Annotated in this window: 21 protein-coding genes, 2 tRNA genes and 2 rRNA genes; 8 read left to right on the forward strand and 17 right to left on the reverse strand. The window is 51.9% G+C overall.

The window, feature by feature from the left end; all coding sequences use genetic code 11:
* Positions 1-65: 65 nt before the first annotated feature.
* The 5 genes from ABSH60_RS05165 to gmhB all read right to left on the reverse strand — a co-directional run bounded on the left by ABSH60_RS05165 (position 66) and on the right by gmhB (position 6,068).
* A 23S ribosomal RNA gene (locus ABSH60_RS05165) occupies positions 66-2,974 on the reverse strand.
* Between the two features lie 214 nt (positions 2,975-3,188).
* A tRNA-Ala gene (locus ABSH60_RS05170) sits at positions 3,189-3,264 on the reverse strand.
* Positions 3,265-3,397: 133 nt separating this feature from the next.
* Positions 3,398-3,474 (reverse strand) — tRNA-Ile (locus tag ABSH60_RS05175).
* 71 nt (positions 3,475-3,545) lie between these two features.
* A 16S ribosomal RNA gene (locus ABSH60_RS05180) occupies positions 3,546-5,088 on the reverse strand.
* Together the 16S and 23S rRNA genes with 2 tRNA genes alongside form the textbook arrangement of a ribosomal RNA operon.
* A gap of 413 nt (positions 5,089-5,501) precedes the next feature.
* Positions 5,502-6,068, reverse strand: coding sequence for a D-glycero-beta-D-manno-heptose 1,7-bisphosphate 7-phosphatase (gmhB, locus tag ABSH60_RS05185; protein ID WP_136377186.1), 567 nt, complete (start codon positions 6,066-6,068; stop codon positions 5,502-5,504).
* A gap of 178 nt (positions 6,069-6,246) precedes the next feature.
* Between gmhB and metN the strand changes: the two genes are divergently transcribed.
* The 3 genes from metN (at position 6,247) to ABSH60_RS05200 (ending at position 8,802) form a co-directional block, all read left to right on the forward strand.
* Complete coding sequence (gene metN, locus ABSH60_RS05190) at positions 6,247-7,278, forward strand: methionine ABC transporter ATP-binding protein MetN (protein ID WP_056781684.1); 1,032 nt, start codon at positions 6,247-6,249, stop codon at positions 7,276-7,278.
* Positions 7,271-7,924 (forward strand): methionine ABC transporter permease MetI, encoded by a 654-nt coding sequence (locus ABSH60_RS05195; RefSeq protein ID WP_015696115.1) that lies wholly within the window; start codon positions 7,271-7,273, stop codon positions 7,922-7,924. The genes metN and ABSH60_RS05195 overlap by 8 nt, the downstream gene beginning before the upstream one ends.
* A 62-nt stretch (positions 7,925-7,986) precedes the next feature.
* Positions 7,987-8,802, forward strand: a complete 816-nt coding sequence (locus tag ABSH60_RS05200) for a MetQ/NlpA family lipoprotein (protein ID WP_056781686.1) — start codon at positions 7,987-7,989, stop codon at positions 8,800-8,802.
* 25 nt (positions 8,803-8,827) lie between these two features.
* Here the strand turns inward: ABSH60_RS05200 and ABSH60_RS05205 are convergent, their stop codons facing one another.
* On the reverse strand, positions 8,828-8,971 hold the full coding sequence (locus ABSH60_RS05205) for a hypothetical protein (protein ID WP_156362057.1): 144 nt from the start codon (positions 8,969-8,971) through the stop codon (positions 8,828-8,830).
* On the opposite strand from ABSH60_RS05205, the gene rcsF reads away from it, so the two are divergent.
* The 3 genes from rcsF to proS all read left to right on the forward strand — a co-directional run bounded on the left by rcsF (position 8,970) and on the right by proS (position 11,919).
* Positions 8,970-9,377, forward strand: a complete 408-nt coding sequence (gene rcsF / locus ABSH60_RS05210; protein ID WP_056781689.1) for an Rcs stress response system protein RcsF — start codon at positions 8,970-8,972, stop codon at positions 9,375-9,377. The two genes, ABSH60_RS05205 and rcsF, sit on opposite strands and share 2 nt — an antisense overlap.
* Complete coding sequence (gene tsaA / locus ABSH60_RS05215; RefSeq protein WP_390973003.1) at positions 9,374-10,081, forward strand: tRNA (N6-threonylcarbamoyladenosine(37)-N6)-methyltransferase TrmO; 708 nt, start codon at positions 9,374-9,376, stop codon at positions 10,079-10,081. The genes rcsF and tsaA overlap by 4 nt, the downstream gene beginning before the upstream one ends.
* A 119-nt stretch (positions 10,082-10,200) precedes the next feature.
* Entirely contained in the window at positions 10,201-11,919 is a 1,719-nt protein-coding gene (proS, locus tag ABSH60_RS05220) for a proline--tRNA ligase (protein ID WP_390973005.1), read from the forward strand.
* 84 nt (positions 11,920-12,003) lie between these two features.
* Here the strand turns inward: proS and nlpE are convergent, their stop codons facing one another.
* From nlpE to ABSH60_RS05235, 3 genes are all read right to left on the reverse strand, one after another.
* On the reverse strand, positions 12,004-12,681 hold the full coding sequence (gene nlpE / locus ABSH60_RS05225; RefSeq protein ID WP_122097569.1) for an envelope stress response activation lipoprotein NlpE: 678 nt from the start codon (positions 12,679-12,681) through the stop codon (positions 12,004-12,006).
* 67 nt (positions 12,682-12,748) lie between these two features.
* Positions 12,749-13,198, reverse strand: coding sequence for an alternative ribosome rescue aminoacyl-tRNA hydrolase ArfB (gene arfB / locus ABSH60_RS05230; RefSeq protein ID WP_221298277.1), 450 nt, complete (start codon positions 13,196-13,198; stop codon positions 12,749-12,751).
* Positions 13,165-13,725, reverse strand: a complete 561-nt coding sequence (locus tag ABSH60_RS05235) for a YaeQ family protein (RefSeq protein ID WP_056781698.1) — start codon at positions 13,723-13,725, stop codon at positions 13,165-13,167. The genes arfB and ABSH60_RS05235 overlap by 34 nt, the downstream gene beginning before the upstream one ends.
* A gap of 216 nt (positions 13,726-13,941) precedes the next feature.
* Between ABSH60_RS05235 and ABSH60_RS05240 the strand changes: the two genes are divergently transcribed.
* Positions 13,942-14,142, forward strand: coding sequence for a YaeP family protein (locus tag ABSH60_RS05240; RefSeq protein ID WP_056781700.1), 201 nt, complete (start codon positions 13,942-13,944; stop codon positions 14,140-14,142).
* Positions 14,129-14,389 (forward strand): Rho-binding antiterminator, encoded by a 261-nt coding sequence (gene rof, locus ABSH60_RS05245; protein ID WP_056781703.1) that lies wholly within the window; start codon positions 14,129-14,131, stop codon positions 14,387-14,389. Before ABSH60_RS05240 ends, rof begins: the two co-directional genes overlap by 14 nt.
* Before the next feature lie 67 nt (positions 14,390-14,456).
* On the opposite strand, the gene ABSH60_RS05250 is transcribed toward rof, so the two are convergent.
* From ABSH60_RS05250 to lpxB, 8 genes are all read right to left on the reverse strand, one after another.
* Positions 14,457-14,789 carry a cytochrome c gene (locus ABSH60_RS05250; RefSeq protein WP_056781705.1) on the reverse strand — a complete coding sequence of 111 codons (333 nt, stop codon included), beginning with the start codon at positions 14,787-14,789 and terminating at the stop codon, positions 14,457-14,459.
* A 48-nt stretch (positions 14,790-14,837) separates the two neighbouring features.
* Positions 14,838-16,181, reverse strand: a complete 1,344-nt coding sequence (tilS, locus tag ABSH60_RS05255; RefSeq protein ID WP_390973008.1) for a tRNA lysidine(34) synthetase TilS — start codon at positions 16,179-16,181, stop codon at positions 14,838-14,840.
* Between the two features lie 4 nt (positions 16,182-16,185).
* Positions 16,186-16,578: a VOC family protein gene (locus ABSH60_RS05260; RefSeq protein WP_183850307.1), complete on the reverse strand. Its 393-nt coding sequence runs from the start codon at positions 16,576-16,578 to the stop codon at positions 16,186-16,188.
* Between the two features lie 86 nt (positions 16,579-16,664).
* Entirely contained in the window at positions 16,665-18,812 is a 2,148-nt protein-coding gene (locus tag ABSH60_RS05265) for a lysine decarboxylase LdcC (protein WP_390973010.1), read from the reverse strand.
* A 189-nt stretch (positions 18,813-19,001) separates the two neighbouring features.
* Positions 19,002-19,961: an acetyl-CoA carboxylase carboxyl transferase subunit alpha gene (accA, locus tag ABSH60_RS05270; protein WP_056781713.1), complete on the reverse strand. Its 960-nt coding sequence runs from the start codon at positions 19,959-19,961 to the stop codon at positions 19,002-19,004.
* Between the two features lie 12 nt (positions 19,962-19,973).
* The gene (dnaE, locus tag ABSH60_RS05275) at positions 19,974-23,456 is read right to left on the reverse strand and encodes a DNA polymerase III subunit alpha (protein ID WP_056781716.1); all 3,483 of its coding nucleotides are present in this window, start codon (positions 23,454-23,456) and stop codon (positions 19,974-19,976) included.
* Between the two features lie 73 nt (positions 23,457-23,529).
* On the reverse strand, positions 23,530-24,126 hold the full coding sequence (rnhB, locus tag ABSH60_RS05280) for a ribonuclease HII (RefSeq protein WP_056781719.1): 597 nt from the start codon (positions 24,124-24,126) through the stop codon (positions 23,530-23,532).
* Entirely contained in the window at positions 24,123-25,271 is a 1,149-nt protein-coding gene (gene lpxB, locus ABSH60_RS05285) for a lipid-A-disaccharide synthase (protein ID WP_056781722.1), read from the reverse strand. Before lpxB ends, rnhB begins: the two co-directional genes overlap by 4 nt.
* Between the last annotated feature and the right edge of the window lie 8 nt (positions 25,272-25,279).

Consider the following 25,279-nt stretch of genomic DNA (forward strand, 5'->3'; position numbering starts at 1 on the left):
ACCAATCTCGGAACATTCAGCTGAAAATCTACTTCAGAGCCACTCTAAAACACCTTTGGTGTTGTAAGGTTAAGCCTCTCGGGTCATTAGTACTGGTTAGCTCAATGCATCGCTGCACTTACACACCCAGCCTATCAACGTCTTAGTCTTAAACGTCCCTTCAGGTGGCTTAAAGCCACAGGGAAGACTCATCTCGAGGCAAGTTTCGCGCTTAGATGCTTTCAGCGCTTATCTTTTCCGCATTTAGCTACCGGGCAATGCCATTGGCATGACAACCCGAACACCAGTGATGCGTCCACTCCGGTCCTCTCGTACTAGGAGCAGCCCCTCTCAATCTTCCAACGCCCACGGCAGATAGGGACCGAACTGTCTCACGACGTTCTAAACCCAGCTCGCGTACCACTTTAAACGGCGAACAGCCGTACCCTTGGGACCTACTTCAGCCCCAGGATGTGATGAGCCGACATCGAGGTGCCAAACACCGCCGTCGATATGAACTCTTGGGCGGTATCAGCCTGTTATCCCCGGAGTACCTTTTATCCGTTGAGCGATGGCCCTTCCATTCAGAACCACCGGATCACTATGACCTACTTTCGTACCTGCTCGAGCCGTCACTCTCGCAGTCAAGCTAGCTTATGCCATTGCACTAACCTCACGATGTCCGACCGTGATTAGCTAACCTTCGTGCTCCTCCGTTACTCTTTAGGAGGAGACCGCCCCAGTCAAACTACCCACCAGACACTGTCCTCACCCCAGATTATGGGGCCGAGTTAGAACATCAAACATTAAAGGGTGGTATTTCAAGGTTGGCTCCACGCAGACTGGCGTCCACGCTTCAAAGCCTCCCACCTATCCTACACATCAAGGCTCAATGTTCAGTGTCAAGCTATAGTAAAGGTTCACGGGGTCTTTCCGTCTTGCCGCGGGTACACTGCATCTTCACAGCGAGTTCAATTTCACTGAGTCTCGGGTGGAGACAGCCTGGCCATCATTACGCCATTCGTGCAGGTCGGAACTTACCCGACAAGGAATTTCGCTACCTTAGGACCGTTATAGTTACGGCCGCCGTTTACCGGGGCTTCGATCAAGAGCTTCGCATTGCTGCTAACCCCATCAATTAACCTTCCGGCACCGGGCAGGCGTCACACCGTATACGTCCACTTTCGTGTTTGCACAGTGCTGTGTTTTTATTAAACAGTTGCAGCCAGCTGGTATCTGCGACTGGCTTCAGCTCCGGGAGCAAGTCCCTTCACCTACGCGCCAGCGTGCCTTCTCCCGAAGTTACGGCACCATTTTGCCTAGTTCCTTCACCCGAGTTCTCTCAAGCGCCTGAGTATTCTCTACCTGACCACCTGTGTCGGTTTGGGGTACGATTTCGTGTTACCTGGAGCTTAGAGGCTTTTCCTGGAAGCATGGCATCAACTACTTCACCACCGTAGTGGCTCGTTATCACGCCTCAGGGTTAGTATGTAACCGGATTTACCAAGTCACACCCCCTACACGCTTGAACCGGGACAACCGTCGCCCGGCTAGCCTAGCCTTCTCCGTCCCCCCTTCGCAGTAACACCAAGTGCTGGAATATTAACCAGCTTCCCATCGACTACGCTTTTCAGCCTCGCCTTAGGGGTCGACTCACCCTGCCCCGATTAACGTTGGACAGGAACCCTTGGTCTTCCGGCGTGCGGGTTTTTCACCCGCATTATCGTTACTTATGTCAGCATTCGCACTTCTGATACCTCCAGCAACCCTCACAGGTCACCTTCGACGGCTTACAGAACGCTCCCCTACCCAACAACGCCTAAGCGTCGCTGCCGCAGCTTCGGTGCATGGTTTAGCCCCGTTACATCTTCCGCGCAGGCCGACTCGACCAGTGAGCTATTACGCTTTCTTTAAATGATGGCTGCTTCTAAGCCAACATCCTGGCTGTCTATGCCTTCCCACATCGTTTCCCACTTAACCATGACTTTGGGACCTTAGCTGGCGGTCTGGGTTGTTTCCCTCTTCACGACGGACGTTAGCACCCGCCGTGTGTCTCCCGTGATAACATTCTTCGGTATTCGTAGTTTGCATCGAGTTGGTAAGCCGGGATGGCCCCCTAGTCGAAACAGTGCTCTACCCCCGAAGATGAGTTCACGAGGCGCTACCTAAATAGCTTTCGGGGAGAACCAGCTATCTCCCGGTTTGATTGGCCTTTCACCCCCAGCCACAAGTCATCCGCTAATTTTTCAACATTAGTCGGTTCGGTCCTCCAGTTAGTGTTACCCAACCTTCAACCTGCCCATGGCTAGATCACCGGGTTTCGGGTCTATACCTTGCAACTTGACGCCCAGTTAAGACTCGGTTTCCCTACGGCTCCCCTATTCGGTTAACCTTGCTACAAAATATAAGTCGCTGACCCATTATACAAAAGGTACGCAGTCACCCAACAAAGTAGGCTCCCACTGCTTGTACGTACACGGTTTCAGGTTCTATTTCACTCCCCTCGCCGGGGTTCTTTTCGCCTTTCCCTCACGGTACTGGTTCACTATCGGTCAGTCAGGAGTATTTAGCCTTGGAGGATGGTCCCCCCATATTCAGACAGGATGTCACGTGTCCCGCCCTACTCATCGAACTCACAATGCATGCATTTTTGTGTACGGGACTATCACCCTATACTGTGCGACTTTCCAGACGCTTCCACTAACACATACGCTGATGTTGGTTCTGGGCTCTTCCCCGTTCGCTCGCCGCTACTGGGGGAATCTCGGTTGATTTCTTTTCCTCGGGGTACTTAGATGTTTCAGTTCCCCCGGTTCGCCTTGCATGGCTATGTATTCACCATGCAATAGTGTGTCGAAACACACTGGGTTTCCCCATTCGGGTATCGTCGGTTATAACGGTTCATATCACCTTACCGACGCTTTTCGCAGATTAGCACGCCCTTCATCGCCTCTGACTGCCTAGGCATCCACCGTGTACGCTTAGTCGCTTAACCTCACAACCCGAAGGTGTCTTAAAGACATCGTCGCGCTGCGATTATTTGAGAGACTCTGTTACAGACTAACCCACCACTCAGTACTTCTACGGAGAGTGATGTTCAGCTGTAAACTTTCAATTTTCAGCTTGTTCCAGATTGTTAAAGAGCAAAATACTTCGCAGCATACTGTTACCAATATACTCTGAAGTATTATTTAGGGGCTGTACGGTAATGGTGGAGCTAAGCGGGATCGAACCGCTGACCTCCTGCGTGCAAGGCAGGCGCTCTCCCAGCTGAGCTATAGCCCCATACAGTCACTTACAGATACCTTAATTACTCATCGTTCAGATGAGTCAGCCAATTACTTTCTCATCAAGGCGGAGTCATGCGAAGTTTGCTTGTGCAAACGAGACATGGCGACAACGAAGAGGAGGAAGGAATTGGTAGGCCTGAGTGGACTTGAACCACCGACCTCACCCTTATCAGGGGTGCGCTCTAACCACCTGAGCTACAAGCCTATTAAGGTATTTCTGCTCGTTACTTTCTATCAGACAATCTGTGTGGACACTGCACAATGCGTATCTTTAGGTAAGGAGGTGATCCAACCGCAGGTTCCCCTACGGTTACCTTGTTACGACTTCACCCCAGTCATGAATCACAAAGTGGTAAGCGCCCTCCCGAAGGTTAAGCTACCTACTTCTTTTGCAACCCACTCCCATGGTGTGACGGGCGGTGTGTACAAGGCCCGGGAACGTATTCACCGTAGCATTCTGATCTACGATTACTAGCGATTCCGACTTCATGGAGTCGAGTTGCAGACTCCAATCCGGACTACGACATACTTTATGAGGTCCGCTTGCTCTCGCGAGTTTGCTTCTCTTTGTATATGCCATTGTAGCACGTGTGTAGCCCTACTCGTAAGGGCCATGATGACTTGACGTCATCCCCACCTTCCTCCGGTTTATCACCGGCAGTCTCCTTTGAGTTCCCACCATTATGTGCTGGCAACAAAGGATAAGGGTTGCGCTCGTTGCGGGACTTAACCCAACATTTCACAACACGAGCTGACGACAGCCATGCAGCACCTGTCTCAGAGTTCCCGAAGGCACTAAGCTATCTCTAGCGAATTCTCTGGATGTCAAGAGTAGGTAAGGTTCTTCGCGTTGCATCGAATTAAACCACATGCTCCACCGCTTGTGCGGGCCCCCGTCAATTCATTTGAGTTTTAACCTTGCGGCCGTACTCCCCAGGCGGTCGACTTAACGCGTTAGCTCCGGAAGCCACGCCTCAAGGGCACAACCTCCAAGTCGACATCGTTTACAGCGTGGACTACCAGGGTATCTAATCCTGTTTGCTCCCCACGCTTTCGCACCTGAGCGTCAGTCTTTGTCCAGGGGGCCGCCTTCGCCACCGGTATTCCTCCAGATCTCTACGCATTTCACCGCTACACCTGGAATTCTACCCCCCTCTACAAGACTCTAGCTTGCCAGTTTCAAATGCAGTTCCCAAGTTAAGCTCGGGGATTTCACATCTGACTTAACAAACCGCCTGCGTGCGCTTTACGCCCAGTAATTCCGATTAACGCTTGCACCCTCCGTATTACCGCGGCTGCTGGCACGGAGTTAGCCGGTGCTTCTTCTGCGAGTAACGTCAATGTACAGTGCTATTAACACTGAACCCTTCCTCCTCGCTGAAAGTGCTTTACAACCCTAAGGCCTTCTTCACACACGCGGCATGGCTGCATCAGGCTTGCGCCCATTGTGCAATATTCCCCACTGCTGCCTCCCGTAGGAGTCTGGACCGTGTCTCAGTTCCAGTGTGGCTGGTCATCCTCTCAGACCAGCTAGGGATCGTCGCCTAGGTGAGCCATTACCCCACCTACTAGCTAATCCCATCTGGGCACATCCGATGGCGTGAGGCCCGAAGGTCCCCCACTTTGCTCTTGCGAGGTCATGCGGTATTAGCTACCGTTTCCAGTAGTTATCCCCCTCCATCAGGCAGTTTCCCAGACATTACTCACCCGTCCGCCGCTCGTCACCCAGAGAGCAAGCTCTCCCGTGCTACCGCTCGACTTGCATGTGTTAGGCCTGCCGCCAGCGTTCAATCTGAGCCATGATCAAACTCTTCAATTAAAAGTTCGATTTGCTTAAACAAGTTAAGCGGTGCTCAAAAATTAACTTTCGTAATAATTCAACTAAATGAATTACTGCTTGGTCACTCTTTAAGACTTGATATTTTTTGCCACCGAGGTGGCTGATATCGTCTTGTGAGTGCCCACACAGATTGTCTGATAAATTGTTAAAGAGCAGTGAGTTACGCGCTTTCGCTTGCTAACTCGAGGTGGCGTATATTACGCTTTCCTCATTCAGTGTCAACCGTTTATTTCATCCGGTCATCACTGCTTTTAATCTTTCCAACCCGGTTACTTCGTGATGTTGTTCACGTTGTTCCCTGTCGATGGAGCGGCATTATAGGGAGTTCGATTTGAATGGCAAGCGAATAAATACAGTTTTATTTCGTTTGCCGTTTTTTTATCCAAAGACCCTTATTTCTGCGCTTTTGCTATAAAGGAAGGCAATGCAGCAAGGCTTTCCAATACAGCGTCTGCTGCACTTTCACTTTCTGGTGTAACGGGCTTACCGGTACGAACCAAAATCTTAGTGCCCACGCCTGCAGCAGCGGCTGCCTGCATATCCTCAAGCTTGTCGCCGATCATATAAGAAGAAGCCATATCGATATTCAGCTCTTCCCGGGCAGTTAAGAACATCCCCGGTAATGGCTTACGGCAGTCGCAAACCTGCGTAAACTCTTTAACGGAACCTTCCGGGTGATGCGGGCAGAAATAGATCCCATCAAGGTCGACACCGCGGTCGGCCAGTGACCAGTCCATCCACTCCGTCAGTGTCATAAACTGTTCTTCAGTGAACTTGCCGCGTGCAATACCCGATTGATTAGTGACGAGTACGAGCAAGAAGCCCATTTCCTTAAGTTTAAGACACGCATCGATGACACCGTCGATAAACTGGAAGTCATCGATTTCATGAACATAGCCGTGATCGACATTCAACGTGCCATCACGGTCGAGAAAGATTGCTGAAACAGGTTGTGCCACGAATTTGCTCCTGATGGCTGATTAACGGCGCCAGTATCGCATGTTTTACGGGTCAGTGAGAATGTTAACCTGGTTGACTTAGACGTCTAGACGCCTTAGCATCCACGACATGCTACGGGCTTATCCCCGCAGAGTTAATTTCACCACGTCACGTCAAAAAGACAGAATAAAAAATAATATGATTAAACTTTCAAACATCACCAAGGTTTTCCAGCAGGGTTCGCGCCAAATCGTCGCGCTCTCTGACGTGAGTCTTCACGTCCCTGCAGGACAAATATACGGCGTGATCGGCTCATCTGGCGCGGGTAAAAGCACATTAATCCGTTGCGTCAATTTGCTGGAGCGTCCGACCGAAGGCAAGGTACTGGTCGATGGCCAGGATCTGATGTCCTTCTCAGAGAAAGCACTGACCCGTGCGCGCCGCCAGATTGGCATGATTTTTCAGCACTTTAATCTGTTGTCGTCACGTACCGTTTTTGGCAATGTTGCACTGCCACTGGAACTGGACAATTTGTCTTCAGCGGACATCAAAAAGCGCGTCTCTGAGCTGCTGAGTCTGGTGGGTCTGGAAGATAAGCATGACGCCTACCCGGCCAATCTTTCCGGTGGGCAAAAACAACGTGTCGCCATTGCCCGTGCGCTGGCCAGCAATCCCAAAGTGTTACTGTGTGATGAAGCAACAAGTGCTCTGGACCCGGCGACGACCCGCGCCATCCTGGAACTGCTGAAAGACATTAACCGCCGTCTGGGTTTAACCATCCTGCTGATTACCCATGAGATGGATGTCGTGAAACGCATTTGCGACCAGGTTGCAGTGATAAGCGATGGCAAACTGATCGAGCAGGACAAGGTGAGCGAAATGTTCTCCCACCCTAAAACTCCGCTGGCTCAACAATTCATTCAATCAACGCTCCATCTGGATATCCCGGAAGATTACGCGGTACGCATGGTGCCGGAACCTGAAGCTGATCGTGTCCCGCTGTTACGGCTGGAATTTACCGGCCAGTCGGTCGACGCACCGCTGCTTTCAGAAGCAGTTCGTCGCTTTGACATTAACAATAATATTATCAGTGCTCAGATGGATTATGCCGGCGGTGTGAAGTTCGGGATTATGCTGACAGAAATGCACGGTTCAGAAGAAAACACTCAGGCGGCGATTCAGTTCCTGCATGAGAATCAGGTGAAAGTAGAGGTACTCGGTTATGTCTGAGGCAATGATGTGGTTAATGGGGCGGGGTATCTGGGAAACGGTCATCATGACACTCACCTCCGGCTTCTTTGGGTTTGTACTCGGGCTACCATTTGGCGTGCTGCTGTATGTCACCCGTCCGGGACAAATTGCTGAGAATAAGAACGTCTATCGCGTGATGTCTGCACTGGTTAACATTTTCCGTTCTATTCCTTTTATTATCTTGCTGGTCTGGATGATTCCGTTCACTCGTATGATTGTCGGCACCTCGATCGGTTTACAGGCTGCCATTGTGCCGCTGACCGTGGGCGCCGCTCCCTTTATTGCCCGTATGGTTGAGAACGCATTGCTGGAAATTCCAAGCGGTCTGGTTGAAGCCTCCCGCGCGATGGGCGCCACACCGATGCAAATCATCCGTAAAATTCTGTTGCCGGAAGCCTTGCCGGGTCTGGTTAACGCGGCCACTATTACTCTGATCACCCTGGTTGGTTATTCTGCGATGGGCGGTGCTGTGGGTGCCGGTGGTCTGGGACAAATTGGTTATCAGTACGGTTATATCGGTTATGACGCCACTGTCATGAATACGGTATTGGTCCTGTTAGTGGTTTTGGTGTATTTAATTCAATTCTGTGGCGACCGCATCGTAAAAGCAGTCACGCATAAATAACGAAAAAACAGCTGTAAAACATAACCCTGTGTATATTTTTATCCGCTTATTGAGGAAAGGAAATGTCTAATAAATTCAAATCCATTGCCGTTGTTGGCGCGCTTCTGGGATCGCTGGCTTTGGTTGGCTGCGGGCCAAAAGAGCAGGATCCAAACCACATCAAAGTGGGTGTGATTGTCGGTTCTGAGCAGCAGGTTGCTGAAGTGGCACAAAAAGTTGCTAAAGAAAAATACGGTCTGGATGTTGAACTGGTGACATTCAACGATTACGTCCTGCCGAACGAAGCCCTGAGCAAAGGCGATATCGACGTTAATGCCTTCCAGCACAAACCTTACCTTGATCAGCAGATCAAAGACCGCGGCTACAAACTGGTTCCCGTCGGTAACAGCTTTGTCTACCCAATCGCGGGCTATTCCAAAAAAATCAAATCTGTTGATGAACTGAAAGAAGGCGATCAGGTTGCCCTGCCAAATGATCCGACCAACCTTGGCCGTTCATTACTGCTGCTGCAAAAACAAGGTCTGATTAAACTGAAAGACGGCGTTGGCCTGCTGCCGACCGTTCTTGATGTGACTGAGAACCCTAAAAACCTGAAACTGGTTGAACTGGAAGCACCACAGCTGCCACGTTCACTGGATGATGCAAAAATCGCACTGGCCGTTATCAACACGACTTACGCCAGCCAGATCGGTCTGACACCAGAAAAAGACGGCATCTTCGTAGAAGACAAAAACTCACCGTACGTAAACCTGATCGTTGCGCGTGAAGATAACAAAGACGCTGAAAACGTGAAGAAATTCGTTCAGGCTTACCAGTCTGATGAAGTGAACGCTGCGGCGAACAAAATCTTCAACGGCGGCGCCGTCAAAGGCTGGTAAATACCGGCAGTGATGAATGCCATATTTATCTGCCATTCATCATGTAAAGACTCTTTTCAGAAATAAGTACAAGGCGGGCATATGCCCGCCTTGTTATTTCCTCAATACCTTGCTTCAATAACGCCACATTCATTCCTGTAAACATATTAAAAAGCAGAGGATTTACCATGCGTGCTTTACCTCTCTGTTTGTCGGCACTTTTGCTGGCGGGTTGTTCCCTGACTCAACACACACAGCCAACACCCATTGCACCTGTTGTTAAAGAAGAGCCAAAACCCGTCAAACCAAAACCGGCTCCAGTTCGTCCGGCCCCTGTGAAACTGTATAAAGATGCAGAAGCACTGGTCGGCACACCGTTCCGCGATTTAGGCGAAGTCTCTGGAGAATCTTGCCAGGCGGACCAGAATGATTCGCCTCCGAGCCTGGCCACAGCACGTAAAAGAATGCTGACCCGCGCTTCGTACATGAAGGCGAACGCCGTGTTGTTACATCAGTGCCAAATTCTCGGTGGCGTTCCAGGTTGCTTCCAGCAAGCGATTTGTCAGGGCTCTGCGTTGAACGTCACCTTTAAATGACCTCATTTTCTTTTGAGCAAATAGGGACAATTCATTCACCCTACAAAGAGAAATTTGCAGTCCCACGCCAGCCTGGTTTGATCCAGGATGGCGGCGGTGAGTTACACCTTCACGCGCCGTATAACCAGCCTGAAGCGGTTCGCGGGCTGGAAGAGTTCAGCCATCTTTGGGTGATGTTTGTGTTTCATCAGACAATGGATGGCGGCTGGCGTCCGACGGTCCGCCCGCCTCGCCTTGGTGGCAATACGCGCACCGGCGTATTTGCGACACGTTCTACCTTTCGTCCGAATCCGCTGGGAATGTCGCTCGTTGAGCTCAAAGGGATCCACTGCCAGGGGCAACATGTCATTTTGCAACTTGGCAGTCTGGATTTGGTGGATGGCACCCCTGTTGTCGATATCAAGCCCTACCTGCCCTTTGCAGAAAGCCATCCAGAAGCCCGTGCGGGATTTGCTCAGCACGCGCCGCAAGCGGATATGCCGGTGGAATTTTCACCGCTGGCTGAAAAGCAGCTGGCAGATAATGTGCGTAAGTATCCCCATCTGCGTCGTTTCATCACTCAGGTTTTGGGCCAGGATCCTCGCCCGGCCTACCGCAAGGGTGAAGCAGCTGAACGGGATTACGCCGTTCGCCTGCTCGAGTTTAATGTCCGCTGGCGGGTTGTGGGCTCGGTGAATCAGGTATTGTCTCTCGGCAACGACTAAATTTCCTCTGCGTCTCTTTTGACAACAGCAACTCGCTGGTAAACTAAACCACTTTTTTACGTTTTGGCTGCCTGTGGCAGCCTGATTGCAATTTGCAGTGCTAACGGAATCAACACATCATGCGTACTACTCAATATCTGCTCTCTACTCTGAAAGAGACGCCAGCCGACGCGGAAGTCATCAGCCATCAGCTGATGCTGCGTGCGGGGATGATCCGCAAACTGGCTTCCGGCCTGTATACCTGGCTGCCAACCGGCCTGCGTGTTCTGCGTAAAGTTGAAAACATCGTGCGCGAAGAAATGAATAACGCGAACGCCATTGAGGTATCGATGCCGGTGGTTCAGCCCGCCGATTTGTGGCAGGAGAGCGGACGTTGGGAACAATACGGCCCGGAATTGTTGCGCTTTGTTGACCGTGGCGATCGTCCTTTTGTTCTGGGTCCAACCCACGAAGAAGTTATTACCGATCTGATCCGCAATGAAATCAGCTCATACAAACAGTTGCCGCTGAACTTCTTCCAGATCCAGACCAAATTCCGTGACGAAGTTCGTCCGCGCTTTGGCGTGATGCGCTCGCGTGAATTCCTGATGAAAGATGCCTACTCGTTCCATACAACGCAGGAATCTCTGCAGGAAACGTATGATGCGATGTACGCAGCCTACAGCAAGATCTTCAACCGTATGGGTCTGGATTTCCGCGCTGTTCTGGCAGATACCGGTTCTATCGGCGGCAGCGCATCTCATGAGTTCCAGGTACTGGCGCAAAGCGGCGAAGATGACGTGGTGTTCTCTGACTCCTCTGATTTTGCAGCCAATATTGAGTTCGCGGAAGCGCTGGCACCCGCAGCAGCACGCCAGGCGGCCACGGAAGAGATGCGTATTGTTGAAACGCCAAATGCCAAAACCATCGCTGAACTGACAGAACAGTTCCAGGTTCCGGTTGAGAAAACCGTGAAAACCCTGATGGTTCACGCAACAGCTGAGAGCGGGCACAAACTGATTGCCTTGCTGATCCGCGGCGATCACGAACTGAACGAAATCAAAGCCGAAAAACTGCCACAGGTTGCCACACCGCTGACTTTCGCTACCGAAGCTGAAATTCGCGAAATCGTTTCTGCCGGACCGGGTTCACTCGGCCCGGTTAACCTGCCAATGCCTGTGGTCGCAGACCGCACCGTTGCTGCGATGAGTGATTTCAGCGCAGGCGCAAATATCGATGGTAAACATTATTTCGGCATTAACTGGGATCGCGATACCGCGCTGCCAGAAGTGGCAGATCTGCGTAATGTGGTTGCAGGCGATCCAAGCCCGGATGGTCAGGGTACGCTGGTGATTAAACGCGGTATTGAAGTCGGCCATATTTTCCAGCTGGGCACCAAGTATTCAGAAGCGATGAATGCGACAGTTCAGGGCGAAGATGGACGTAATCAGGTGATGACCATGGGATGTTACGGTATCGGTGTGACCCGTGTGGTGGCAGCGGCTATCGAACAGAACCACGACGATCGCGGTATCATCTGGCCAGACGCCATCGCGCCATTCCAGGTTGCTATCCTGCCAATGAACATGCACAAATCTTTCCGTGTGAAAGATGCGGCAGAAGCGTTATACGCAGAGCTGCGCTCACACGGCATTGATGTGATCCTTGACGATCGTAAAGAGCGTCCGGGCGTCATGTTTGCTGATATGGAACTGATCGGTGTTCCGCATCAGGTGGTGATTGGCGATCGTAATCTGGACGCTGAAGAGCTGGAATACAAAAACCGTCGCACAGGCGAAAAACAAATGATCAAGCAAAGCGACATCGTTGCCTCTCTGCTGAGCCAAATCCCGCGTTAAGGATCTGACGCAGATCGTTCATGCATAAAAATGCCCGCATTGTGCGGGCATTTTCTTTTTCGGAGCAGACTCAAAGGCGGATGCTTAAGGGCAGGCCCTGGTCACATCAAACTTTACGTTTTTATCCGCCACGACCGCCTTGTGCATCTGCCCCTCTTCCATCGACGGTTCCGTCATGAAATGCCCGTCCATCGACACAAACACCAGCTGATTGGGTGACTGGCGTGCGGCAAGATACCCTTCTTCCAGCGATTTGTTGGCTGACATCGGGAACACTTTACCGGTCGCACAGTCTTTGAAGGAAGCCGCGTCAGCACTGTACTGCATCATGCCGGTCAGCGTCATTGGCGTCTTCGGTAAACTCTGCTGAGTCGGTTTCAGCGTGTAATTGAGCGAAGACACAATCGGCGCGCCACTCGTATCGAGCATTTCGAGATTTTCATCTTTCGGATGGAAATAGCGTTTTTCACCCTTCGCATCGGTCAGGACCAGTTTATCCGCGGTTCTCGCCCAGTTGCCGTAACTGGCAAATGTTTGATTGCCGTCTTTGGTGTCCTGATAAACTTCCTGCAAAATGTACGTACCATCTTGTTGCAGGAACAATGAAGTCTCCAGCCCGCCGCAATCAGCGCAAGGCAGAACACCGCTGTAACTTTGCTGCATTGCCTGCAACGGTTTTTCCTGATTATAGGCGGCGGTATGGCAGCCGAACAGTGATAACGCCCCGAGCGCAAGCACCGCTGTAATAATGATTTTTTTCACAGTCACTCCCCTACTGCTTTTTCTTCTTAGTACCGCGATAAAGATTGTCCTGCGGCACGATGTCGGGCTAAAGAACTTTGCCCCGTAATGCTTTGGTCGCCCCTTTGCGCACTTTACTCTCTACCCGACGAATTTTAGACCCGCGGGTCGGCTTGGTTGCACGACGCGGTTTTTCGACCACCATCGCCTGTGCAATCAGGGAACTCAGCCGGGCCACTGCCGCTTCACGGTTTTGTTCCTGGCTCCGGTATTCCTGCGCCTTAATAACAACCCAACCATCAGCCGTCACCGAGTGATGATTAAACGCCAGCAGCCGCTCTTTATAGTAGTCTGGCAAACTTGATGCCTTAATATCAAAGCGTAAATGTATTGCCGTTGACGTTTTATTGACGTTCTGACCACCGTTACCCTGAGCCCGGATCGCGGTTAATTCTATTTCACTGTCTGGAATTTCCAGTTTACCCGAAAGGATGAACACGCTGATTACCTTGCTTCTTTTACGACAGACTCTTTCCATTCCGAAAAATGAATTTCTAAATTACTCTGAGCATCGGAAAGCCAAATAGTTCCGTCCTGTAAAGTCGCCTGTAAATCCATGGTTCTGCTGCCGAAAGCCGTGAGCTGAGTCAGCATTTCATCGTCAATATAACGGATGCGAAGATTCTCAAAACCTCTGACTTTCCCTTCAATTTGTGACCACCAGACCCTTGCAGCCCGCTCACCATAAGCGTAAAGCACCACTTCACGCGACTGGTTGCACGCCCTTTTCAGACGCTTCTCATCCGGTAAACCTAATTCAACCCACAACTCGATTCCGTTGTGATCATTTTTACGCCAGATTTCTGGTTCATCTTCGGCGCTTAATCCGCGCGTAAAGGTCAGCCGCTCATCGGCATGGTAAATCCACGCGAGCAAACGCAGCATCATACGTTGTTCTGTTTCTGAGGGATGCTGGGCCAGTGTCAGGTTGGCGTCGTGAAAGAAATTGCGATCCATATCAGCGATATTGATCACTGCTTTATAAATAGTTGCTTTTAACGCCATGGGAAACCTCTTGATGATAGACGCACAGTGTACTTGAAAGCGTCACGTCGCGACCAGTTTAACCCCGCAGGTCATCCTGAATAACCGTTTCAGCGCAAACGATAAACCTTTATAGGTTGGCTAATAACTGAGACTCTCCTGTGCTATAGTCGATAAATACTGAGAGCTTATCTTTCTGCGCTTTCCTCAGAGGGATACGCTTTTAAGGGAGAACCTATGCAGCAATACTGTGAGTTGGTACGCCGTAAATATTCAGAGATTGCCAGTGGCGATCTGGGATATGTGCCCGATGCGTTGGGCTGTGTATTGAAAGCATTGGACGAAGTGGCAGCAAACGCTGACCTTCCGTCCTCCGTTAGGGACCAGGCGGCCTATGCCGCCGCTAACTTATTGGTGAGCGATTATGTCAATGAATGATGAGTACCAACCCATCAATTGCGATGACTACGATAATCTCGAGCTCGCCTGCCAGAGTCACCTGGTGTTGACACTGAAGCTGCGCAGCGGAGAAGTCGTTGAGGCGAAGGCCAATGACCTGTTGATGCGTAAGAAAGTTGAATATCTGGTGGCCGAGGTGAACGGCGAGCAGCGCGATCTGCGTCTGGATTACATCGAGAGCTTTAGCCATCCGGAAATTGGCACCGTGGTGGTCAGCGCAGAATAGCGCAACTTTCCATCGGCCAAACTAACGGGCAATCTCAGGATTGCCCGTTTGCATTTCTGATACCCGACTATTTCAGCGGCGTCAGGCTTGCATAGTAAGCTGCCAAATCATTGATGTCCTGATCCGAAAGTGATGCCGTAAAGGCCTGCATCACCCCCGCTTGCCCGCCGCTGCGTTCGCCTTTCTTATAAGCATGTAACGACAGGGCCAGATAATCCGCATTTTGCCCGGCCAGATTCGGGTAGACAGGATTAGCCGCTTTGCCTTTTGCGCCGTGGCAAGCCGCACAGCTTGCCGATTTAGCCTGCCCATCAGCACTGTTTCCCAGCGCGCTATTTTCGTTAGCGGCTACAGAAAAACTCACCAGCACCAGCGCCAAAACGCCCGCAACTACACGCATCACCACTCCCACGGGCAGAATTTCCGCCTAACTTGTTGATCTTAAATTTTATTTGGCAGCGGACCAGACGATCCGCCACTGCGCATCATGATTGCCGGCGACCGCCTGACGGGTGATAAACCAGCCCGGTGCGGCGATCAACTGCTCATTATAATAAATGAGGGGAATACGCTCGCGCTGCCAGGGCGGTACGCCTAACTCTGACCACAATTTTTTCGCCTGACGCGCACGGTCACGCCCGACTTTTTCTATATTGCCCTGCGCCTGAAATCTCACTGAGACACTCTCTCCTGCCCGCGGCTGGCGACACATGAACGTTTCACCCGCCCCGGCAACATCGGGATCGACCGCTAAAAACCCCAGACCGTCCGGCAGGGTTAATGTCTGCGCCGTGTCCCAGCTGAGTATAAGCTCTTTCAGCGGCTGGAATTCGGGCAATAAATAGAGGCGCTGGCGGAAACGGCGAACCGTCGAAATGCCCAACCTTAACTGCGCCTGCGCATCTTCGCGGCTCAGCGCCACTTCATCCCAAACTCTTTTCAGCTGTTCCCGTGAAGGCATTTTCGCGCCCTGTCCGGCCAGCCAGCGGCGCAATAAAGCAGAACGTCTTGCCTCTGAAAAGCCAAGCATTCCCTCAACGCAAAGGCTGCCCTGCGCATCTGTTAACGCTCTAAGGGACTCACTTAACAGTTCATCGAGCAAGGATTCCTGTTCGGCGCACAGTGCCGCGCTGCGTGCGGTGGCCTGTGCAAAGTGCGGCCATCGGTGGTACAGCAACGGAAGGACATCGAGACGCAGGAAGTTACGGTCAAAACGCGCATCCTGATTACTGTCATCCTCGATCCAGCTCAGCTGATTCTGCCGGGCATAATCTTCAAGTTGCTCACGGCTGAGTTCCAGCAGAGGCCTTAACAGCCGGTGCTGAGATACCATGCAGTCTGCACTCATCGCCGATAAACCGGCGGGGCCGCTGCCGCGCTTTAGCGCCAGCATCAAAGTTTCGCATTGATCGTTAAGATGCTGCGCCGTGAGCAGAACTTCATCTTCCGTCAGATTGTCTGAAAATGCCTGATAACGCGCCGTTCTCGCTGCGGCTTCAATACCGCCATCCTGTGCATTCACCTGCACGTAAATGACTGAAAACGCGATGTGATGCCGGGCGCAAACCGTCTGGCAATGGGCCACCCAGCTGTCGGCCAGCGGGCTTAAGCCATGATGAATATGCAATGCGCGCAGTTGAAGATCCGGCAGGTTTTCGCGCAGCTCTGCCAGTGCGGCCAGGAGCACTGTGGAATCAAGCCCGCCACTGAACGCGACACAAAGCTTTCGCGCACTGCCAATTTTATCCCGCAGATGCTCAGGCAGGGAAAACCTCGCCAGACGTGAATTCATAACGTTACCGGGATTCGTACAGTTCTAACGGCAAGCCGTCGGGGTCGGCGAAAAAGGTAAACTGCTTGCCTGTGTAAGGGTCAATACGTACCGGTTCACAGTTTACGCCAGCCTGAGTCAATGCAGCGATGGCCTGCGCGATATCATCAACGCTGAACGCCAGATGGCGCAACCCGCAGGCCTCCGGGTGGCTCGGACGCGCCGGCGGATGAGGAAAGCTAAACAGTTCGATGGTGTACTGGCCGTTAAGTGCCAGATCGGCTTTCCACGAGTCACGCTCTTCCCGATAAAACTCTTCTACCAGCGTGAAGCCCAGAATGTCGCAATAGAAGCTTTTGCTGGTCTGATAATCGGAACCAATGATCGCGATATGATGAATTTGTCGAAGGTTAAGCATGGATGATGTCCTGTAGATTCCTGGTGTGCACGTTACTCAGCGTATCCGGAGACGTCAATAAAAAGCCCTCATAATGAGGGCTGTCATTACTGCGCGTCGGGGAGCTTCAGCACTTTCACCAGATAGCGACCGTCTTCGGTGAGACGTGCGCCATGAATATCGGTTTCAAAGCCAGGGTAACGTTCCCCTATCGAGCAAAGCATGATCAGGAAATCGAGCACCGCGCGGCTTTCTTCCGTAATCATCTCACCGGGCATCACCACGGGCACTCCAGGCGGATAAGGCAGGATCATGTTAGCCGAGACTTTGCCGATCAGTTCGTCGAGGTCGCATTCCTCCACATGTCCGCGCACCTGATGTTGGAACATTTCATACGGCGTCATTTTCATTTCTGGCAGCGTATCAAATGCGTCCAGCATCAGGCGCGGCAGATCATGTCGGAGGATAAGCTTGTGGATCCCCTGCGCGAGATCCTGGATCCGCATATGACGGTAGAAATCCGGATCTTCCGCGTACAGATCGGGGAGCATATTTTTAACGCGAAGATTAAGATCATAACTGCGTTTGAAATCGGTCAGACCACGCATCACGCTCATGGATTTGGTCTTATCAATGCCAATGCTGAACAGGAAAAGTAAATTGTACGGACCGGTTTTTTCGACCACCACGCCGCGCTCATCAAGGAACTTGGCCACCAGCGCCGCCGGGATCCCTTCCTGTTCCAGTTTGCCCATTTCATCCATGCCGGGCGTAAGGATCGTGACCTTGATCGGATCCAGATACATATGATCGGTATCTGCGTTCGCAAAGCCATGCCAGTTATTATCTGGATTCAGCGGCCAGCATTCGGCTTCATCAATATGCTCCGGCTGCCAGATATCGAAGAACCAGCCATCGGTTTCCTCGCGCAGTCGTTGGATCTCTTTGCGAAAATGTAACGCACGCTCAACCGAGCGGTTGATCAGGCGGCGTCCGGGATTTCCGCGCAGCATCGCCGCTGCGGTTTCTGCCGAGGCAACGATGCCGTAGTTCGGTGATGTGGTGGTGTGCATCATGTAGGCTTCATTAAAGGTGCTTTCGTTATAATCGCCTTTAATGTGGATCATTGACGCCTGAGAGAAAGCGGCCAGTAACTTGTGCGTAGACTGAGTTTCATAGATGACTTTTCCGGGAATTCGCTCACCACTCATCCCGCTTTTCCCTGCGTAAATCGGATGGAAATTGGTATATGGCACCCAGGCAGAATCAAAATGAATCGACGGCACATCCAGCGTATTTTTGATGTAATCAGTGTTGTACAGCAGCCCATCATAGGTGGAGTTGGTAATGACCGCATGTACCGGCCAGGTCGCATTGTCCGTCCGGGCGATTTTCTCTTCGATACTTTCCCGGGTGAATTCACGCTTGGGAATGCCGCCGAGAATGCCGTAGGCATTACGGTGAGGACGCAAATAGATCGGCACGACATTGGTCATCATCATCAGATGTGCCAGCGATTTATGGCAGTTTCGGTCAATCAGCACCGTGCTGCCCGCTGGCGCGGCGTACATGCCGACAATTTTATTGGCCGTCGAAGTGCCGTTGGTCACGATATAACTTTGTTCGGAACCAAACGTGCGTGCGATATATTCTTCGGCCTCCAGATGCGGGCCGGTATGATCGAGCAACGATCCCAGTTCGGTCACCGAAATGGATACGTCTGCTTTCAGCGTTTTGGCACCAAAGAAATCATAAAATAGTGTCCCGACCGGGCTTTTCAGAAACGCCGTGCCCGCCATGTGTCCCGGCGTACAAAAGGTGTACTTCCCTTCTTCCACGTATTTAAACAGCGCTTTGGTCAGCGGTGGCGTGATCGTATCGATATATTCGTCCGTGTACTGGCGGATCCGTTTGGCAATATCCTCTGCGGCGGTCAGCGCGTACTCGAAGAAATACAGAACCATCCGCATCTCATTCACATCAACATCCAGCGTTGAGTGAGTATTGATGAAAGCGTACAAGGGCAGGTATTCGTTCAGTTCATTAATTTCTGTACACAACTCTTCGCTATGCTCGTCCCAGTCAAAAATCGCCCCGCAAATGCGGGCATTATTTTCGATGAGTTTCAGTAAGTCAGCGCGATCCCGCGGATAAATAACCTGGAACCCGAGAAGCGTCAGGGCGCTATCCAGTTCGCGGATTGGCTCTTCTTTATAGTAAGCCCCTTCCGGGCGCATGACAGCGATAATATTCATCTGACAAATCCTTCTTTTATTGGTATCTCATATATTTATAGAAACACGGTTAGCGCCAGGTGTGTACCCTTTCGCGACTATTTCTGACAGACGGAAGGAAAATTCAGAATCCCGGAACGATGTGGGAGGGATTTGCGGCAATAAAAAAGGCCATGCAGTTGCATGGCCTTTTCATAAGCGGTTGCTGGATCAGCAGTAGCCGTAAGTCATCAGACGCTGATAACGACGGTTACGCAATTCTTCAGTGCTCAGCACATCCAAATCACTCAGGTCAGCTTCCAGTTGGGCGCGCAATGAGGCCGCCATCGCTTCAACGTTACGATGAGCACCGCCCAGAGGTTCAGGGATCACCGAGTCGATAAGCTTCAGTTCTTTCAAACGTGGTGCAACGATACCCATCGCTTCTGCTGCCAGAGGTGCTTTATCCGCACTCTTCCACAGAATTGAGGCACAGCCTTCCGGTGAGATCACCGAATAGGTGCTGTATTGCAGCATGTTAACTTTATCACCCACGCCGATTGCCAGTGCGCCACCGGAACCACCTTCACCGATAACGGTACAGATAACCGGCACATTCAGACGTGACATCTCACGCAGGTTACGGGCGATCGCTTCAGACTGGCCGCGCTCTTCAGCACCCACGCCTGGGTATGCGCCCGGGGTGTCGATGAAGGTAATAATAGGCAGTTTGAAACGTTCTGCCATTTCCATCAGGCGTAACGCTTTGCGATATCCTTCCGGAGCAGGCATACCGAAGTTACGACGGACTTTCTCTTTTGTTTCACGGCCTTTCTGATGACCAATGATCATCACAGCACGTTCACCCAAACGAGCAATCCCGCCAACGATAGCTTTATCGTCAGCAAATGCACGATCACCAGCCAGTTCATCAAAATCAGTGAAGATATGTTTGATGTAATCCAGCGTATAAGGGCGACGAGGATGGCGTGCCAGTTGGGCAATCTGCCAGGCACCCAGATCAGAGAAAATCTTACGGGTCAGTTCAACGCTTTTCTCGCGCAAGCGTGCAACTTCTTCGTCCAGATTAATATCCAATTTTTCGTCTTGACGGCTGACTGCAGTCAGCGAGTCAATTTTCGCTTCGAGTTCCGCAATCGGCTGTTCAAAATCAAGAAAATTCAGACTCATAGCATTCCTATTTTAGTCAAATTCCAGTTCCACCTGCTCACTACCGACCAGGCCTCGCAAATCCAGCAACAGTTTGTCCGTTGGCGTAACACGCCATGACGCCCCGAATCGAAGCCGGGCTCTTGCGTTTTCTCGTTGGTAATACAGATGCACTGGTATCGTCCCCGATCGATGAGGTTCCAACGATTGGCGGAGACGGTTCAAAAGCTGGTCATCAATTTGCCTGTCAGTCAGCGAGATAGCAAGACCGCGAGCATATTTTTCCCGTGCTTCACTGATGTCCATAATATCGCGGGCCATCATTTTAAGCCCGCCGCTGAAGTCATCAAAGCTGACCTGTCCTGTGGCGATAAGGATACGGTCTTTTTCCAACAAATGCTGGAATTTTTCCAACGCTTCGGTGAACAACATGACTTCCAGACGACCAGAGCGGTCGTCTAACGTACAGATCCCAATGCGATTACCGCGTTTGGTGACCATTACCCGTGCAGCGAGAACCAGTCCCACTGCAACCGTCATTTTACCCCGATCCGTCGGGTGCATATCTTTCAAACGCTGGCCGCCGCCATAACGTTCGATTTCTTTCAGATACTGGGTGATCGGATGACCTGTAAGGTACAACCCCAGCGTTTCGCGTTCACCGTCCAGTACCGTTTGTTCCGGCCAGCGCATGACGTTGGCGTAGGATTTCTCCACCTGTTCCGGCGCTTCCGCCAGAACGCCGAACATATCTACCTGACCAATAGCTTCAGCCTTGGCGTGCTGATCGGCAGCTTTCAGGGCATCCGGCAAAGAGCTCATCAATGCGGCACGGTGCGGACCTAAACGGTCAAACGCACCGGACATGATCAGCTTTTCGAGAATACGTTTGTTGAGCTTTTTCACATCCGCGCGGGCGCACAGATCAAACAGCTCTTTGAAATAACCGCCCTCGTTACGTGCCTCAATGATGGCTTCAATCGGGCCTTCACCTACGCCTTTGATCGCGCCGATGCCGTAAACGATTTCACCTTCTTCATTGACGTGGAAATGATACTGACCGCTGTTGATATCCGGTGGCAGAATTTTCAGCCCCATACGCCAGCATTCATCCACCAGGCCAACCACTTTCTCGGTGTTATCCATATCGGCAGTCATCACCGCCGCCATAAATTCAGCAGGATAATGCGCTTTCAGCCACAGCGTCTGGTAAGACACCAGTGCATAAGCGGCGGAGTGGGACTTGTTAAACCCATAACCGGCGAATTTCTCTACCAGATCGAAGATTTTAATCGCCAGTTCGCCATCGATACCGCGTGCTTTGGCACCATCTTCAAAACCGCCGCGCTGTTTTGCCATCTCGACCGGGTTTTTCTTACCCATCGCACGACGCAGCATGTCCGCGCCGCCCAGCGAATAGCCCGCCAGAACCTGCGCAATCTGCATGACCTGTTCCTGATACAAGATGATGCCGTACGTCGGCTCCAGTACCGGTTTCAGAGATTCGTGCTGCCATTGGATATCCGGATAGGACAACTCTTCGCGACCGTGTTTACGGTCAATAAAGTTATCTACCATGCCGGACTGCAACGGCCCCGGACGGAACAATGCCACCAGCGCGATCATGTCTTCGAAGCTGTCGGGTTTCAGGCGTTTGATCAAATCTTTCATGCCGCGGGATTCAAGCTGGAAAACCGCTGTGGTTTCCGAGCGCTGCAGCATGTCGAAACTTTTCTTGTCATCCAGCGGGATCGCGGCGATATCCAGCGGCGGTTCGCCCGCTTTTGCACGACGGGCGTTAATCATGCCCAGCGCCCAGTCGATGATGGTGAGCGTACGCAATCCGAGGAAGTCGAACTTCACCAGACCGGCATATTCCACGTCGTTTTTGTCGAACTGCGTCACCGGGTGATTACCTTCAGCATCGCAATATAACGGCGCAAAATCGGTAATCTTGGTCGGCGCTATCACGACACCGCCGGCGTGTTTACCGGCGTTACGGGTGACGCCTTCAAGCTGGCGCGCCATGTCGATCAGAGACTTAACTTCTTCATCCGCTTCGTAAATTTCTGGTAATTGCGGTTCTGCGGCAAAGGCTTTTTCCAGCGTCATGCCGGGATCAGGCGGGACCAGTTTGGAAATACGATCAACAAATCCGTAAGGGTGGCCCAGTACGCGGCCTACGTCGCGAATAACGGCTTTGGCAGCCATGGTACCGAAAGTGATAATCTGAGAAACCGCTTCGCGGCCATACATTTCAGCCACATGGTCGATGACCTGATCACGCTTTTCCATGCAAAAATCGACGTCAAAGTCGGGCATGGAAACACGTTCAGGGTTAAGAAAACGTTCGAAAAGCAGATCGAATTCAAGCGGATCCAGATCGGTAATTTTGAGCGCATAGGCCACCAGTGAACCTGCACCGGAACCACGGCCAGGGCCTACCGGTACGTCGTTATCCTTGGACCACTGGATGAACTCCATTACGATCAGGAAGTAACCGGGAAAGCCCATCTGGTTGATAACTTTGAGCTCGATATCCAGACGTTCATCATATTCAGGGCGTCGTTGCGCGCGCACGTCGGGATCCGGAAACAGAAACTCAAGACGTTCTTCCAGCCCGATTTTAGATCTATCGACCAGAAAATCTTCAGTCGTCATCTCTCCGGTCGGAAACTGCGGCAGGAAGTATTCGCCAAGACGAATGGTGACGTTACAACGTTTGGCAATCTCAACGCTGTTTTGCAGAGCTTCCGGGATATCTTCAAACAACTCGCACATTTCATCTTCACTGCGCATGTATTGCTGAGCAGTGTAATTGCGCGGACGCTTGGGATCGTCGAGCGTAAAACCGTCGTGAATAGCCACGCGGATCTCATGGGCGTCAAAATCCGATGCCACCATGAAACGTACGTCGTTCGTTGCCACCACCGGTAAACCGCGTTCGGTTGCCAGCGCGACGGCAGCGTGCAGATAGTTTTCTTCTTCAGCCCGGCCGGTACGGATCAGTTCGAGGTAGTAGCGGTCGGGAAAATATTGCTGATAAAAATCCAGACAGAGCTCGACTTGTAAATCGTTACCTCGCATCAGGAATTTACCGACATCTCCCATTTTCGCGCCGGAGATTAGGATCAACCCCTCATTCAGTTCTGCCAGCCATTCGCGATCAACTATCGGCCCGGCCGCGCCATAGCCACGCTGATAGGCGCGGGAAATCAACAGCGTGAGGTTCTGATATCCCTGATTGTTCATTGCCAGAACGGTCAGTTGCGCCAGTTCGTCACCAAGGATCTCGCTTTGAATGTTCAGATCGGCACCGATGATCGGTTTCACGCCAGCACCGTGCGCGGCACCGTAGAATTTGACCAGGCCGCACAGGTTGGTGAAGTCAGTGATCCCCAGAGCAGGCATACCGAGTGACGCCGCGCATTTCACCAGCGGACCCACTTTCGCGAGGCCATCCACCATGGAATAGTCGCTATGTACACGCAGATGAATAAAACGAGGTTCGGCCATATCCAGAGTCCAGAAATGAGTGAGTGTAGAGTGTGTATTTCCCGCTAAGGCAGGAAAGGAACAAGATGACGCGTTACGCCAATCCGAGTGCGCGCTTCACCGGGGCGAAGCTGCGACGGTGATGCGCAGTCGCACCAAGCCGGGCAAGGCTTTCGAGATGCACCGGCGTCGGATAGCCTTTGTGTTTCGCAAAACCATATTCAGGGAACTGAAGATCCAGTTCAACCATTTCACGATCGCGGGTGACCTTTGCCAGGATGGATGCGGCACTGATTTCGGCCACTTTGCTGTCACCTTTCACCACGGCCTGAGAGGCCATCGGAAGAACCGGACAGCGGTTGCCATCAATCAATACCATGTCGGGCGTGATAGCCAACCCGGCAACGGCTCTTTGCATCGCCAGCATGGTGGCGTGCAGAATATTGATTTCATCGATTTCATGCGGTTCAGCGCGGCCAAGACTCCAGGCAAGCGCCTTTTCTTTAATTTCGATATACAGCGCTTCGCGCCGTTTTTCACTGAGTTTTTTTGAATCAGCCAGGCCCTTGATAGGGTTAGCCGGATCGAGAATAACCGCTGCAGTCACCACGGCGCCCACTAACGGGCCACGCCCGACTTCATCCACACCGGCGATACACACGGCCTGTGGATAGATAAAGATGTCACTCATCGGCGTGCCAGCTCCATCACAGCCTGAGCAGCCTGCTCATCGGCATTCCGGCGAATGCTTTCATGCAATTCCAGGAAGGTACTCTGCAATTCGTGACTTTTCTCACCACCGGCCAGCAACGGCAATAACGCAGCGGAAAGTTTGTCCGGAACGCATTCGGTTTGCAGCAACTCGGTGACGATTTCCCGTCTTGCAAGCAAGTTTGGCAAGGAAACGTACGGCGTTTTTACCAGGCGTTCAGCGAGCCAGAAGGTGAAAGGCTTCATGCGATAGCCGACAACCATCGGGCATTTCGCCAGCATACATTCCAGCGCAGCCGTTCCTGAAGCCAGCAATGCTGCATCGCTGGCAATCATGGCCTCGCGACCTTTGCCGTCCAGCAAATGCGCGGGAAGGTCTGGCGCAATCTCCGCTTTGATACGTTCAAACTGCTCGCGACGTTTTGCATTCACCAGCGGCACAACAATGTGGAGATCCGGGTAAGTCTGTCGCAATTGCAGCGCTGTTTTCAGGAAATCAGCACTGAGCATTTCAACTTCCGCATGACGACTTCCTGGCAGTAACGCCAGACAATGCACATCATCAGGGATCCCCAAAGACAGGCGCGCAGCCTGTTTGTCAGGATGCAGCGGCATGGCATCAGCCATCGTGTGACCGATGAAACGGCAGGGAACGTTGAATTTGTCATAAAACGCTTTTTCGAAAGGCAGAAACGCCAGGACTAAATCGGTGGCTTTTCCTATTTTGAAAACGCGTTTTTGTCGCCAGGCCCAGACAGACGGGCTGACATAATGGATCGTGCGGATACCGCGTTGTTTCAGACGCCCTTCAAGCGTGATGTTAAAATCAGGGGCATCAATGCCCACGAAGACATCCGGCTTAAGTTCGCTGAAACGTTGGGTCAAATCTTTGCGGATTTTCAACAGGCGTGGCAGACGCTCTAACACTTCCACCACGCCCATTACCGCCAGTTCTTCCATTTCGTACCAGGCTTCACACCCTTCCGCCTGCATCAGCGGACCTGCGACGCCGACAAAGCGGGCATCCGGATGGTGCTTTTTCAGGGCTCGAATCAGCCCGGCGCCAAGAATGTCACCGGACGTTTCACCGGCCACCAGGCCAATTGTAAGAACAGGCTTTTGCATTGTTTTCC

The sequence above is a fragment of the Rahnella sp. R3(2024) genome (genome assembly GCF_042920125.1).
Lineage (GTDB): Bacteria > Pseudomonadota > Gammaproteobacteria > Enterobacterales > Enterobacteriaceae > Rahnella > Rahnella rivi.